Here is a 13,576-nt window from a genome sequence, read left to right as displayed (position 1 = left end):
GATCCTGAACGCAGAATAAACAACTGGAAGGGAACTGCTTGGCGGCAACAATGTGTTAACAACCACTGCGCGAATAGACAATAGCCCTAAAAATTGGCGCAAATTCTACGGAGGGATGATTAGAGATGCAATGATTGAATATGCGGAATTTACAAAAAACTATTCAACGAGTGGCGAAAAGAACGGCAATAAAAACGGGCAGCTCAAGGGCTGCCCGATGGTAAACCGAAAAGCGGGTTTTATTTGAACAGATCGGCGCTGACGGTCAGGTTGCCGCCGCTCTTGTTCTGCCATTGGCGAGTGACGTGATAGTACTTGGCGCCTTTCTCGGCCGCGCGTTTCGCCACTTCGGTGGACACGTCGGTCATGCTGTTGAAGTGGCCGGTGAAGGTGACGGAATCGAACGGCACCATCTGCGCGGCGGTCACGTTGTTCACTTCCTGGATCTTGGTGCCGTTAGGCAGCGTGACGGTATAGCGCTGGCCGGTAGAGGACTGCGTTTCGAAGAAACGGCCCACTTCGCGGCTTGGCGAACCGGAAGACGCGACGCCAGGGATTTCGACTTTCGCGGCTGCGGCACCACCGGCGGCCAGTGCGGCGCGGCCGGCGTCAGAATCAGCCGGGATAGCGTCCGGGCTCTGCACGCGGCGTTTCGGCGCATCGGCCTTATAGATGTACGCGGTGACGAACTGGTTGCCGCCGGAGTTGGCGTCAACCTGGCGCACGATGAAGAACGAGGCGGCGCCTTTTTTCTGCGCTTCTTTGGAGATGGCGTCGTTGATGTCCGGCTGGCTGCGGTAGAAACCGCTGACGCTCACGGTATCGTAAGGCTCCAGCAGGTAGGCTTCCTCTTTAGGCAGTTCATTCACGCCGTTAAATACGCGGTATTTTGGTGTTTTGCTCACTTCTGGCGCATCTTTATGATAAAGGTCTGCGGTGACGCGCCAGTTGCCGCCGTTGTTGCTGTTGTTGCTGTCCTGGATATAGAAGGAATCGGCACCCAGTTTGTCTGCACGGCGGGATACGGCGTCGACGGCTTCATTGATGGCATTGAAGCGGCCGGTAATCGTGATGCGATCAAACGGCTTCAGCGCCGCTGCTTTCTCAGGAGTTAACTCTTGCGCCGCATGAGCAGACAGCGCGGTGAGTGATAACAAGGCTGACGCGATGATCGTGGTCTTCAGCTTCATAAAAAATCCTTTCGCCTAGCGCATTAACGTTTATAACGTACTGAACTGTTTAAGTGTAATTCAGCCGTCGATTATTACATGTAATTCTGAAAACTGTCTCAGCATTTTATGTTATCCAGTGCGACAAATCGCTTACGTTGACGCGGGCCGCACGGATGGCGCCATCATCATAAGTTTCCATAATAAAGGCTTTGGTGTCATTAATGTTAATTATTCACAAAATGATAACTTTTATGCTCTTTCGCCGCACGTGGCCATCAATCGTTACGCCGGGCGTAAACCTCTTGTCACGCAGAATGTGCTGTTCTGTATGGATTTTTTCACAGTAAATTGCGATTTGTCATATCACGCGCGGCATTTTTATGTAAAAACAGAGCTGAATGCGTAAGCAATTATGGATCATCGACCTTATTTTCAGTAGGTTATAGTTGGCGTCTGAAATCAGTGCGGGCAAGTTAACGCCTTGCTCGCCGGTGGCGTCGTGCTATGGGCAGGAAAATAATAAACATCATCCAAGACAGGTGAGAAGGGAACATTATGCGTATTGGTGTACCAAGAGAGCGGTTGGCCAATGAAGCCCGGGTCGCAGCCACGCCGAAAACGGTGGAACAACTGCTGAAGCTGGGTTTTACCGTCGCGATTGAACGCGGGGCGGGCAAACTGGCCAGTTTTGACGACGTCGCCTACGAAGCCGCCGGTGCGGCGCTGGTCGACGAAAACGAAGTGTGGCAGTCGGATCTGATCCTGAAAGTCAACGCGCCGCAAGACGACGAGATCGCCTTGATGCGCGAAGGCAGCACGCTGGTCAGCTTTATCTGGCCAGCGCAAAACCCCGAGCTGATGGCCAAGCTGGCGGCGCGCAACGTCACCGCGCTGGCGATGGATTCGGTGCCGCGCATCTCGCGCGCCCAGTCGATGGATGCGCTGAGCTCGATGGCTAACATCGCCGGCTACCGCGCGATCGTCGAAGCGGCGCATGAGTTCGGCCGCTTCTTCACCGGCCAGATCACCGCCGCCGGCAAAGTGCCGCCGGCTAAGGTGATGATCATCGGCGCCGGCGTGGCCGGCCTGGCGGCGATCGGCGCTGCGGGCAGCCTCGGCGCCATCGTGCGCGCCTTCGACACCCGCCCGGAAGTGAAAGAGCAGGTGCAGAGCATGGGCGCGGAATTCCTCGAGCTGGATTTTGAAGAGGAAGCGGGCAGCGGCGACGGTTACGCCAAAGTGATGTCCGAAGCCTTTATCAAGGCCGAGATGGCGCTGTTTGCCGCACAGGCGGCGGAGGTTGATATCATCGTCACCACCGCGCTGATCCCAGGCAAACCGGCGCCGAAGCTCATCACCAAAGAGATGGTGGCGTCGATGAAGCCGGGCAGCGTGATCGTCGATCTGGCGGCGCAAACCGGCGGCAACTGCGAACTGACCGTGGCCGACACCATTACCGTGACCGACAACGGCGTGAAAATCATCGGCTATACCGACCTGCCGAGCCGCTTGCCGACCCAATCTTCGCAGCTGTACGGCACCAACCTGGTCAACCTGTTGAAGCTGCTATCGAAAGAGAAAAACGGCGAGATCGACATCGATTTCGACGATACGGTGATCCGCGGCGTTACCGTGGTGCGCAGCGGTGAAGTCACCTGGCCAGCGCCGCCAATCCAGGTCTCCGCCCAGCCGAAAGCGGCACCTGCCGCTGCACCGGTCGCCAAACCCGAAGCCAAACCGACCTCGCCGTGGCTGAAGTACGGCCTGATGGCCCTGGCGATCCTGCTGTTCGGCTGGCTGGCGGACGCGGCGCCGAAAGAGTTCTTGTCGCACTTTACCGTGTTCGCGCTGGCCTGCGTGGTCGGTTACTACGTGGTCTGGAACGTCAGCCATGCGCTGCATACTCCGTTGATGTCGGTCACCAACGCGATATCAGGGATTATCGTGGTCGGTGCGCTGCTGCAAATTGGCCACGGCGGCTGGGTGAGTTTCCTCTCCTTTATCGCCGTGCTGATCGCCAGCATCAACATTTTTGGTGGATTCACCGTCACTCAGCGCATGCTGAAGATGTTCCGCAAGAACTAAGGGGTAACAAATGTCTGGAGGATTGGTTACAGCTGCATACATTGTTGCCGCTATTTTGTTTATTTTCAGCCTGGCGGGCCTGTCGCGTCATGAAACGTCGAAGCAGGGCAACCTGTTCGGCGTCGCCGGTATGGCGATCGCGCTGCTCGCCACCATTCTGGGGCCGGATTCCGGCAACGTCGGCTGGATCATCATCGCCATGATCATCGGCGGTTCGATCGGCGTCTATCTGGCGAAGAAGGTCGAGATGACCGAAATGCCGGAACTGGTGGCGGTGCTGCACAGCTTCGTTGGCCTGGCCGCGGTGCTGGTCGGTTTCAATAGCTACCTGGATCACGGCGCGCCGATGGAACCGGTGATGGCGAATATCCATCTGACCGAAGTGTTCCTCGGCATCTTTATCGGTGCGGTGACCTTCACCGGGTCGATCGTCGCCTTCGGTAAGCTGCGCGGCATCATCTCTTCCAAGCCGCTGATGCTGCCGAATCGCCACAAGCTGAACCTGGCGGCGCTGGTGATCTCGTTCTTGCTGCTGGTGGCGTTCGTGCGCGCCGACAGCGTGGGCTGGCAGGTGGTGACGCTGCTGCTGATGACGGCGATCGCGCTGGCGTTCGGCTGGCATCTGGTTGCCTCGATCGGCGGCGCCGACATGCCGGTGGTGGTGTCGATGCTCAACTCTTACTCAGGGTGGGCCGCGGCCGCGGCGGGCTTCATGCTGAGCAACGATCTGCTGATCGTCACCGGCGCGCTGGTGGGCTCTTCGGGGGCTATCCTGTCTTACATCATGTGTAAGGCGATGAACCGTTCGTTTATCAGCGTGATCGCCGGCGGTTTCGGCAGTGACGGTTCATCCACCGGCGATGCCGAAGAGATGGGCGAATACCGTGAAACCACGGCGGAAGAGGTGGCCGAGCAGTTGAAGAACTCCACCTCGGTGATCATCACCCCGGGTTACGGCATGGCGGTGGCACAGGCGCAATATCCGGTGGCGGAAATCACCGAGAAACTGCGGGCGCGCGGCGTGAAGGTCCGTTTCGGTATTCACCCGGTCGCCGGGCGCTTGCCGGGCCACATGAACGTGCTGCTGGCGGAGGCGAAGGTGCCGTACGATGTGGTGCTGGAGATGGATGAAATCAACGAAGATTTCCCGGATACCGACACCGTGCTGGTGATCGGCGCCAACGACACGGTGAACCCGGCGGCGCTGGAAGATCCGCGCAGCCCGATCGCTGGCATGCCGGTACTGGAAGTGTGGAAAGCGCAGAACGTGATCGCGTTCAAACGGTCGATGAACACCGGCTACGCCGGCGTGCAAAACCCGCTGTTCTTCAAGGAGAACACTCAGATGCTGTTTGGCGACGCCAAAGACAGCGTGGAAGCGATTCTGCGGGCGTTGCAGAAGTAAAATTGGGCAACCAAAGAAAAACGGGCCGCTTAGCGGCCCGTTTTTTATGCGCGAAGCTTAATCTTCGTCGTCGTGTTCGTCGTCTTCATCCGCTTCGATCGGGCAGTTGAAGTTTTCCGGTTTAATCACCAGCAGGTCGCATTTCAGATGATCGATCACATGTTCCGCGGTGTTGCCGATAAAGGCGGCTGAAATGCCGGTGCGGCCCAGGGTGCCCAGCACCACCACGCCGGCCTGCAGGTGTTCGGCCAGATCGGGGATCACCTCTTCCGGCAGGCCTTTTTCTACGTGGGTGAACTCTTCCTTAATGCAGAATTTCTGCCGCAGCGCCTTCATGGCGATCAGGTGCTGGCCGCGAATGGCGTCGTTGTAGACGCTCGGGTCGAAGTCGGGCAGTTCGATGGCGATGTTGATCGGCGTGACGGGATAGGCGCCGACCAGGTGAACCTCGGTCTGGTTGACGTTTTGCGCCAGTTCGACGGTTTCTTGCACCAGTTTGATATTGAGCGGGTCGTGATAGGGTTCTTCGCTGGCCAGGTTGACCGCCACCAGCGCTTTGCCGCCTTCCGGCCAGGGCTGGTCTTTCACCATCCACACCGGGCAAGGGCATTTGCGCAGCAGGTGCCAGTCGGTGGGGGTAAAGATCACCGACTCCAACCGGTCGTGCTGGTGCGCCATTTTCAGCAGCAGGTCATGTTGGCCAGAAAGCACTTCCTGAATGATGGCTTCGAAGGGGCGGTTATGCCAGACCACTTTGATTTCGATCGGCACGCCGTCGTTGAGATAGAAACGACACTGCTCGTTGATCCAGGCGGCGCGTTGGCTGATCACACCTTGCCGCATCGCCGTTCTTTCGTCCGGGGAGAGCAGGGTCGTCATTTCGTAAGAGAAGTCGTAAATGGGTAGGAAGGCTTTGATGCGCCCGCCGTTCCGTTTTACCAGGTACACGGCGCGGCGCAATGCCGGCTGATCGTCCTGATTGGGGTCAATAGCCACCAGAAGATTCTGATACTTCGCCATAGGGCCTCCTTACAGCTGAAATCAACAGTCTGTTAATTTACAGAGTAACCCAACATTGAAAAACAGAACAACAACAGAAGCGTGCCGGATCAACAATTTCGGGGAAATGTTGATCCGGCAGGGGGATCAGGCGTTGACGGTCACGTTGATACGTGGCGTTCCGGCCAGCACCGACAGGGCGTCGGCATTTTCGATGGTGATGTATTTGCCTTTCACGCTGAGAATTTCGCTTTTCTGGAAGCGGCCCAGCAGGCGGCTGATGGTTTCCACCGTCAGGCCGAGGTAGTTGCCGATGTCGCCACGGGTCATGGTCAACCGGAACTCGCGCGGTGAGAAGCCACGTTCCGCGAAGCGACGCGACAGGTTGTAAACGAACGCCGCCAGGCGCTCTTCGGCATTTTTCTTCGACAGCAGCAGGATCATGTCCTGGTCGCCTTTGATCTCGCCGCTCATCAGCCGCATGATCTGCTGACGCAGGTTCGGCATTTTGCCGGACAGATCGTCGAGGGTCTCGAACGGGATCTCGCACACCATCGAGGTTTCCAGCGCCTGGGCGAAGCTCGGGTGCTTCAGGCCGCCGATGGCATCGAAGCCCACCAGGTCACCCGCCAGGTGGAAACCGGTGATTTGCTCGTCGCCTTGCTCGGTGATGGTGTAGCTTTTGATGGTCCCGGAACGGATCGCGTACAGCGATTTCAGCTCGTCGCCGGCCTTGAACAGGGTCTGGCCTTTCTGGATGGGCTTTTTCCTCTCGATAATGTTGTCGAGCTGGTCCAGCTCGTGAGCATTAAGGGTGAAAGGAATGCACAGCTGGCTGATGCTGCAGTCCTGGCAATGGATCGCACAACCACCAGACTGGATACGACGAATCACGCGTTTTTCCGGGATCATAGATTACGCTCATTCAATAATTGATATGAGTCAATTTTAACATCTTTTGCTGCAGCTGATAAGGGTGGCATTAGCATGAATAGGGGTATTGTGTGCGAATTTTGCGCACATATGCCGCCGATTATTCTGTATGGGACTGAAGTTATGAGTATTATTTGTGACTTATGCGTTTTATTCACACAAGCTATTAATAGTACCCAAGTGGGCACGCGCGCGGCGTAGAGCAATGTGTTTTATTAAGCAGCGCCAAACAATGGCGCTGGATAGGTGGCTACAGCAAATTTTTCGGCAGGTAGCCCTCGTGCTGCAGCAGCCACTGCTTGCGTTGTACGCCGCCGGCATAGCCGGTCAGCGCGCCCTGCGAACCGATCACTCGGTGGCAGGGCACCACGATGCTGATCGGATTTGAACCGTTGGCCATGCCGACCGCGCGCGAGGCGGTCGGACGGCCGATGCGTTGCGCCAGTTGGCCGTAGGTCAGGATCTCGCCGCAGGGGATTTGGCGCAGCTGTTGCCACACGGTGCGTTGGAACTCGGTGCCGGCAGTCATCACCGGCAACCGATCGATAATGCTCAGTTCACCGGCGAAATAGCGCTGCATGGCGTCGGTCAGCCCGCTGGGATCGCGCTGTTCGCGCAGGGTGAAGCGATCGGCGCGGTAGTGGGTATTCAGCAGCTTCATGAGGCGCGCTTCGTGATCGGTCCAGTCAATCGCCCGCAGGCGCCCCTGTTCATCGGCAATCAGCACCAGTTCACCCACCGGCGTAGCGGTACGATCAATCAAAAAAGTCTGCATCTGGATCACTCCTCGGTTTAGTGTGGGGATTATCGCATGAAACGGAGGGAGACGATGGCGGATTTCGGACATGTTGATGGGCAACCGCAGGGTTACCCAAATAGGCGGCTCAGGGGAAGCCAGGGAGTCATTGTTCGACGAATTTATAAAATAAATTTATAAGTTATCAAGACAAGTTGTTTCTTGTTTATTATTTCATCAAGCATTGACACATTGGGGTTACTTATAGCTGATGGTCACACGCTTTAAATGGGGATTGTTATTCACCATTTCACTGGTGACGGCAGAGACTAATTCTTTTGGCATCTCTTTTAACGAAGAAGAAATATACCCGTTCTGATATTCCGTCACTTTGCCGAAACAGTTGGAGATAAGCTGTTCATCCTGATGTGTGATGGCGCAGGTTGGCGTAGTAATGGCGCCGGTGAAGCGCACGACGCCGGAGGCGACCTGGCTTCCGGAAAGCGGTTTTGCTTGCAGAGCGAAGGGCAGAATGACCAATGCGCTTAATACGGCTAAGTAATGGTTCATACGCTGTTCCTCTTAGAGTAAAGAATGCTGCCAATTAAAAACAAGCATGCTTGTTTTCATTAAATAAGCTATTTCGTGTGGCGAAATAAAAACGAATGGGCAAAATTCCTACTGCCTTCATCCAATGGATTTGATAATAGGGAGGTAGGGTGAGCAAAACCATGATTTGGATCATAGTGAAGACCGGTTAATGGTTTCCGGTGCGGGCAGGGTAAAAGGCTGTGATCGTTCTCTCAGGAAAGCGGGGAATGGCGGGATGTTTTCGCCCCCGTGGTGTAACGGCAGGAACCGGGGGCGAGAGCGGGCTTACAGCATGCCGCTGCTGCCGCAGATGCGGATCTTTTCCGCTACCACTTCTTTCATCGCCAGCTTGCCGGGGACGATGTATTTGCGCGGATCGTTAGCATCCGGGTGCTGCGAAAAGTAGCTTTTTACCGCATCGGCGAAGGCGATTTTCAGTTCGGTAGCGACGTTGACCTTGCAGACGCCGAGCGAAATCGCGCGCTTGACCATCGCTTCCGGAATGCCGGAGGCGCCGTGCAGCACCAGGGGCACGTCCACCTGTTCGCGGATCAGCGCCAGGCGCTCGAAGTCCAGCTTCGGCTCGCCGTGATACAGGCCGTGGGCGGAACCGATCGCCACCGCCAGCGAATCGATGCCGGTGGCGGCGACAAACTCGCGTGCCGCCATCGGGTCGGTATAGAAGCTGTCCGCGGTATCGACGATCAGATCGTCTTCCTGCCCGCCCAGGCGGCCCAGCTCCGCCTCCACGCTGGCGCCATAGCGGTGGCACAGGGCCACTGCGGCGGCCACCTTGGCGATGTTCTGCTCGAACGGCAGATGGGAACCGTCGATCATCACCGAGCGGATACCGCTTTTCACCTTGTGCTCGATGTCGTCCAGCTCTTCGTGATGATCCAGATGCAGCGCCAGCGGCAAATCGTAGCGGTGCGCGGCCGATTGGCAAATGCCGATCAGGTAGTCGGTGCCGGCGTAGCTGAAGGTGCCGGGCGTGCCGGCCATGATCGCCGGTGAGCGCAGCTCGGCGGCGGTCTCCGCCACCACCTGCACGGTTTCCAGATTGTGGACGTTAAACGCCGGAACGGCGTAACCCTGGCGCTGTGCCTTGAGCAGCATTTCTCGATTGGCTATCAGATACATGGGATCTCCTTACAACTCAGGGGAGGGAAAACGGTAAATCGTCACGCCTTTCACCACCCGGTTGACCTCGCCGGTCGGGCAAGGGTTGTCCGGGGTCAGCCCCAGCGCCAGTGAACTCTCGAAGGCCAGCATCTGGGTGAACAGCAGATACGGGAACAGCAGCCAGATATCGTCAGCCGCGTCGTGCATATTCAGCAGAGCGTCGGACAGGGGTTGGCGTTCGCCGGTCAATCCGACCAACTGCATCGCCAGCCCGTCGCGCTGCAGCTCGTTCCACAGATCGCGGTCATACTGGCGGGCGTAGTCGTCGTGGGAGAACATCAGCACCACCAACGTCTGGCCGTCGACCATGAATTTCGGGCCGTGGCGCAGGCCGAGCGGCGAGTCGTAGCGTGTAACGATGCGGCCGGCGGTCAGCTCCAGCATCTTGAGCGAGGCCTCTTCGGCGAGGCCGGTAAAGCAGCTGCCGCCGAGGGTGATGTAGCGGCGGAAGCCGCTGGCGGCCAGCGCTTTCACCTGCGCCTGCAGCGTTTCACGCAGTTCTCGGCAGCGCTGCACCATGGCACTCAGCGGTGCCTGGGCGGCCTCGAGCGACGTTGGGCCGAGCAGCAGCGCGGCGCTCAGCATCATGCAGCTGAAGCTGGAGGTCATGGCGAAGCTCTGATCGTTGGAACCTTGCGGCATCACCAGCGAACAGACGTTGTCACGCCGATGCGCGTACTGCGCCAGCCGGCTGTCCGGGTTGCACACTAGCATTAGGTGATAGCTTTCCGGCAGCAGCTGGTCGGCCAGCTCCACCGTCGCCACGCTTTCCGGGCTGTTGCCCGAGCGGGCGAAAGAGACCAGCAGCGTCGGCCGATCAGGGTCGAGATACTGCAGCGGGTTGGCGACGATATCGGTGGTGCCGTAGGCTACCACGTCGCGGCCGGTGCGTTCGCGCAGCCAGGGCGCCAGGGCACGGCCGGCAAATGCCGAACTGCCGGCGCCGCACAGGACGATCTGCAGGCGCGGATTGGCCAGCAGCGGCGCCAGGAACGGCTGCCACTGCGCCTGTTGATCCTGCAGCTGCCGGTGCAGCGCTGCCCACAGATCCGGCTGTTGCCAAATTTCTGCGGCGGTGTGCCAGGCGTTGCGCTGCTTCAGCCAATCCGCCTCGTAAGAGAAATACGCGTTCATGATGACAGCTCCTTAAAAAGCCTCGGTTAACGGTCGGCGATAATCACGTCGATCCCTAAATGGTGCAGCGCTTGCAGGTAGTGCGCCGGAATGCGGCTGTCGGTGACCAGACGGTGGATCTGACCGATTTCGCGGATCATGCAAAAACTGGTGCGGCCGAATTTGCTGGCGTCGGCGATGGCGATCACTTCACGCGCCACCTCGCACATCACGCGGTTCAGCTGCGCTTCGCCCGGATCCGGCGTGGTGATGCCGCTCGTGAGATCGAAACCGTCGACGCCGAGAAACAGCTTGTCGAACCGGTATTGGCGCAGCTGCTGTTCGGCGGCAGGGCCGTAAAGCGACCAGGCTTTGCGGCGCACGCTGCCCCCGACCACCATCAGATCGATCTGCTCGTTGCTGGCTAATTCGAAGGCGATGTTGAGCGCGTTGGTCATCACCACCAGATCCTTTTTCCCCGCCAACTGCGGCGCCATCTGGCTGGTGGTGGAGCCGGAGTCGAGGATGACGGCATCGCCGTCTTCAATCAGCGCCGCGGCCGCGCAGGCGATGACGTGTTTTACGTCGCGATTGAGGCGGCCCTTGTCCTGCAATGGGCGGTCGAAGGCGAACTGTTTGTTCAACATAGCGCCGCCGTAGGCGCGCACCGCGCAGCCGTGTTTTTCCAGCTGGCGCAGATCGCTGCGGATGGTGACGCTGGACACCGAAAACTGCTGGCTGAGCTGCTCCACGCGCACCGTGCCCTCGCGGCACAGCTGGTCGATAATTAATTCCCGGCGTTTTGCGGTATTGATCATTAACGCAGACTCCTGATTTACCTGTAGCCGTGCCCGACCGCGGCTTAATAAGCCGCAGCGATACCGACCGGAGCGCTTTCAGTTGTTCGTGGCGAATTACAGCAAACGAAACACTGAAATGCAATCGATTAATTTTAAAATATCTATATCTATCAGATGGTTATATTTAATTTTGCTTTCGGTTTAATGCCAACCGAAAGCGGTGTTAACGCAAAGTGAAAACGGCAAATTCGTTATTTTTCAGTCGCCAATTCCCGGCATTTAATTATTCAGCCCGTCGAGGCCGAAAGCCGCAACGATCGCTCGACAACCGCCAGGCTTTCACTGTTTTTTTATGCCGGCGCGCGTAAAAGCGCCGCGCCGCGTACGCCGCTGCTGTCACCGTGCACCGGCGGGAACACCGCCGCCGGTTCCACGCCCGGCAGCAGCCAGCGCCGCATCGCCGGCGGCAACAGCCGGTAAAGCTCGCCGACGTTGGACAAGCCACCGCCCAGCACGAAGGCATCAACATCCAGCAGCAGCTGTAAGCCGGCCAGCGCGCTGGCCAGAATGTCGACGTAAATCGTCATCAGCCGATGCGCGAGCGCATCACCGGCACGATAGCTGGCGACCAGCGCTGGCACGTCGGCGGCCGGATGGGCGAAATGGCGGCTCAGCGCCAGCAGTCCGCTGCCGGAGACGTAGCGCTCAAAGCAGCCGGTCAGCCCGCAGTTGCAGCCGAACAGCGGCAGATCGTAACGCTGCGCCAACTGGGCCGAGATCGGCATATGGCCCCATTCACCCGCCACGCCGCTGCGTCCCTTATGCAGTTGCCGGTTCACCACCAGGCCACCGCCGGCACCGGTGCCGATGATGGCGCCGAACACCAGCGGCAGGTGTGCGGTTTGCGGCGTACTGGCTTCCGACAGCGCGAAGCAGCGGCAATCGTTCTCGATGGCGATCGGCCGCGCCAGCGCCTGCGTCAAATCATCCGCCAGGCAATGCCCGGTCAGGCAGGGCACGTTGACCGCCAGCTGGCGGCGGCTGACGGGATCGGTGATCCCCGGTAAACCGATGCCGATGCTGCCGCGCGTATGCAGTTCGCGATCCGCCTGCTCGACCAGCCCGGCGATGCAGGCCACGAATTCGCCGTAATCTCTGGTAGGGGTGCGCACCCGCTGGATCAGCACCTGATTGAGCCGGCGATCGTAAGCGGCCATTTCAATCTTGGTGCCGCCGATGTCGAAGCCGTAACGCATCTCTGTCGTGGCCATGCTTCAGGCTCCGTTCAGGGCGATCACCGCCGCTTCACGGCGTGCGCGTTCGGCGGCGAACACCATCAGGTGGCTCTCCAGCGCTTCGGCCGGGCCGGCCAGCACCTGGCTCGGATCGTTGGCGCGAATGGCCGCGATAAAGTGCTGCATCAGGTAGTAGTCGCCGCCGCCGTGGCCGCCCATCGCGTGCAGATCCTGGCCGGCGTCGGTGTCGTAATGCGTTTCGCCGTCGTCGAGGAACGAGGTGATGCGGATATGGCGGCCGTCGCCTTCCAGGCAGCCGCGGCTGCCGAAGATGCGGGTGTGGCGATCTTCGTGGCGAGTGAAGGCCGTCATGGTGAACGACGCAGTGCGGCCGCCGGCGAACTGCATGTTGACCACCTGATGGTCGACCACGTTATTGTCGCAGCGGTAGACGCAGCGGCCGTAGGGCCCGTCGCGCAGCGCCGCCCGCAGCGTCGTCTGGTCGGGTTCCGGCGTCAGCACCCGCAGAAAACCGGGCGTGGCCTTGTGATCGTCGCCCAGATAGATGCGTTTGGCGGAATAGGGACAGGCTGCCTCCACCGCGCAATCCAGGCAGTTGTCCGCCGCGCCGGCCGGTTGGTTTTCCTGGTGGAAGTGGTGCAGGTTGCCGAAGGAGCTGACCTGTTCGCAGGGCTGTTCCATCACGTAGCGGATCCAGTCGATGTCGTGGCAGGATTTCTGCAACAGCATAAACGCGGCCTGTTGATCGTTGCGCCAGTTGCCGCGCACGAAGGAGTGCGCCTGATGCCAGTAGCCGACCGGTTCTAAGTGTTGCAGGCTGACGATGTCGCCGATCGCGCCATCGCGCAGCAGCTGTTTGAGCTTTTGGGTATAGCGGGTATAGCGCAGTACGTGGCCGACTGAGAAGATCAGCTTTTGGCGCACGACCTCGGCGACGATGGCCCGGCACTCGTCGGCGTCCGGCGACAGCGGTTTTTCCAGCAGCATGGCGTAGCCCTGACGGGCGAAGGCCAGCGCCGGCTCCAGGTGCATCTGATCCTGAGTGCAGATCAGCACCGCGTCGGCCAGCTTGCCGGCGTCGGCGGCCTGGCGCCAGTCGGTGAAGACGTTTTCCGGCGCGATGGCGTGCTGCACCACGAACGGCTCGCGGTAGGCATCGCGCGGTTCCGCCACCGCCACTACCTGCATCAAATCGGGGTGCGCCAGCGCATAGCGCGAGTAGATTTCACCGCGCGCACCGGCGCCGACCACCAGCACCCGCACCGGGCGCTGGGCAACGTTGTTGGGTTGTGTTGACGACATTG

At 59.1% G+C, this 13,576-nt stretch carries 12 protein-coding genes; 2 read left to right on the top strand and 10 right to left on the bottom strand.

The features are described from left to right. Positions 1 to 239: 239 nt before the first annotated feature. The gene (gene ydgH / locus ACSJLU_RS12730; protein ID WP_025302966.1) at positions 240 to 1,190 is read right to left on the bottom strand and encodes a DUF1471 family protein YdgH; all 951 of its coding nucleotides are present in this window, start codon (positions 1,188 to 1,190) and stop codon (positions 240 to 242) included. 537 nt (positions 1,191 to 1,727) lie between these two features. Between ydgH and pntA the strand changes: the two genes are divergently transcribed. Together pntA and pntB are read left to right on the top strand one after the other, a co-directional pair. After that, on the top strand, positions 1,728 to 3,257 hold the full coding sequence (gene pntA, locus ACSJLU_RS12725) for a Re/Si-specific NAD(P)(+) transhydrogenase subunit alpha (RefSeq protein ID WP_049207477.1): 1,530 nt from the start codon (positions 1,728 to 1,730) through the stop codon (positions 3,255 to 3,257). 10 nt (positions 3,258 to 3,267) lie between these two features. After that, positions 3,268 to 4,662 (top strand): Re/Si-specific NAD(P)(+) transhydrogenase subunit beta, encoded by a 1,395-nt coding sequence (gene pntB, locus ACSJLU_RS12720; RefSeq protein ID WP_089180957.1) that lies wholly within the window; start codon positions 3,268 to 3,270, stop codon positions 4,660 to 4,662. A gap of 57 nt (positions 4,663 to 4,719) precedes the next feature. Here the strand turns inward: pntB and uspE are convergent, their stop codons facing one another. The 9 genes from uspE to ACSJLU_RS12675 form a co-directional block, all read right to left on the bottom strand. Then, on the bottom strand, positions 4,720 to 5,682 hold the full coding sequence (gene uspE / locus ACSJLU_RS12715; protein ID WP_004938281.1) for a universal stress protein UspE: 963 nt from the start codon (positions 5,680 to 5,682) through the stop codon (positions 4,720 to 4,722). A 126-nt stretch (positions 5,683 to 5,808) separates the two neighbouring features. Further along, complete coding sequence (locus tag ACSJLU_RS12710; protein ID WP_004938278.1) at positions 5,809 to 6,573, bottom strand: FNR family transcription factor; 765 nt, start codon at positions 6,571 to 6,573, stop codon at positions 5,809 to 5,811. A 271-nt stretch (positions 6,574 to 6,844) separates the two neighbouring features. Further along, a complete protein-coding gene (ogt, locus tag ACSJLU_RS12705; protein ID WP_025302963.1) occupies positions 6,845 to 7,369 on the bottom strand; it encodes a methylated-DNA--[protein]-cysteine S-methyltransferase in 525 nt (174 codons plus the stop codon). A gap of 219 nt (positions 7,370 to 7,588) precedes the next feature. Beyond that, positions 7,589 to 7,900 carry a hypothetical protein gene (locus ACSJLU_RS12700; protein WP_043144071.1) on the bottom strand — a complete coding sequence of 104 codons (312 nt, stop codon included), beginning with the start codon at positions 7,898 to 7,900 and terminating at the stop codon, positions 7,589 to 7,591. Between the two features lie 306 nt (positions 7,901 to 8,206). Further along, the gene (locus ACSJLU_RS12695) at positions 8,207 to 9,061 is read right to left on the bottom strand and encodes a tagatose bisphosphate family class II aldolase (protein ID WP_439040996.1); all 855 of its coding nucleotides are present in this window, start codon (positions 9,059 to 9,061) and stop codon (positions 8,207 to 8,209) included. Between the two features lie 9 nt (positions 9,062 to 9,070). Continuing rightward, complete coding sequence (locus tag ACSJLU_RS12690) at positions 9,071 to 10,237, bottom strand: SIS domain-containing protein (protein WP_043144075.1); 1,167 nt, start codon at positions 10,235 to 10,237, stop codon at positions 9,071 to 9,073. A 26-nt stretch (positions 10,238 to 10,263) separates the two neighbouring features. Beyond that, positions 10,264 to 11,034, bottom strand: a complete 771-nt coding sequence (agaR, locus tag ACSJLU_RS12685) for a transcriptional repressor AgaR (RefSeq protein ID WP_025302959.1) — start codon at positions 11,032 to 11,034, stop codon at positions 10,264 to 10,266. Positions 11,035 to 11,366: 332 nt separating this feature from the next. Then, entirely contained in the window at positions 11,367 to 12,272 is a 906-nt protein-coding gene (locus ACSJLU_RS12680) for an ROK family protein (RefSeq protein WP_197770403.1), read from the bottom strand. 18 nt (positions 12,273 to 12,290) lie between these two features. Next, on the bottom strand, positions 12,291 to 13,574 hold the full coding sequence (locus tag ACSJLU_RS12675) for a Gfo/Idh/MocA family protein (RefSeq protein WP_025302957.1): 1,284 nt from the start codon (positions 13,572 to 13,574) through the stop codon (positions 12,291 to 12,293). Positions 13,575 to 13,576: the final 2 nt, after the last annotated feature.

Origin of the sequence: Serratia bockelmannii (assembly GCF_051803255.1) — a bacterium.
Taxonomy (GTDB): Bacteria; Pseudomonadota; Gammaproteobacteria; order Enterobacterales; family Enterobacteriaceae; genus Serratia; species Serratia bockelmannii.
This window is presented reverse-complemented; position numbering and strand designations above follow the sequence as displayed.

Excerpts from the sequence above, each read along its gene's own strand:
- ydgH (WP_025302966.1), bottom strand. The coding sequence starts at position 1,190 with ATGAAGCTGAAGACCACGATCATCGCGTCAGCCTTGTTATCACTCACC.
- pntA (WP_049207477.1), top strand. The coding sequence starts at position 1,728 with ATGCGTATTGGTGTACCAAGAGAGCGGTTGGCCAATGAAGCCCGGGTC.
- pntB (WP_089180957.1), top strand. The coding sequence starts at position 3,268 with ATGTCTGGAGGATTGGTTACAGCTGCATACATTGTTGCCGCTATTTTG.
- uspE (WP_004938281.1), bottom strand. The coding sequence starts at position 5,682 with ATGGCGAAGTATCAGAATCTTCTGGTGGCTATTGACCCCAATCAGGAC.
- ACSJLU_RS12710 (WP_004938278.1), bottom strand. The coding sequence starts at position 6,573 with ATGATCCCGGAAAAACGCGTGATTCGTCGTATCCAGTCTGGTGGTTGT.
- ogt (WP_025302963.1), bottom strand. The coding sequence starts at position 7,369 with ATGCAGACTTTTTTGATTGATCGTACCGCTACGCCGGTGGGTGAACTG.
- ACSJLU_RS12700 (WP_043144071.1), bottom strand. The coding sequence starts at position 7,900 with ATGAACCATTACTTAGCCGTATTAAGCGCATTGGTCATTCTGCCCTTC.
- ACSJLU_RS12695 (WP_439040996.1), bottom strand. The coding sequence starts at position 9,061 with ATGTATCTGATAGCCAATCGAGAAATGCTGCTCAAGGCACAGCGCCAG.
- ACSJLU_RS12690 (WP_043144075.1), bottom strand. The coding sequence starts at position 10,237 with ATGAACGCGTATTTCTCTTACGAGGCGGATTGGCTGAAGCAGCGCAAC.
- agaR (WP_025302959.1), bottom strand. The coding sequence starts at position 11,034 with ATGATCAATACCGCAAAACGCCGGGAATTAATTATCGACCAGCTGTGC.
- ACSJLU_RS12680 (WP_197770403.1), bottom strand. The coding sequence starts at position 12,272 with ATGCGTTACGGCTTCGACATCGGCGGCACCAAGATTGAAATGGCCGCT.
- ACSJLU_RS12675 (WP_025302957.1), bottom strand. The coding sequence starts at position 13,574 with ATGTCGTCAACACAACCCAACAACGTTGCCCAGCGCCCGGTGCGGGTG.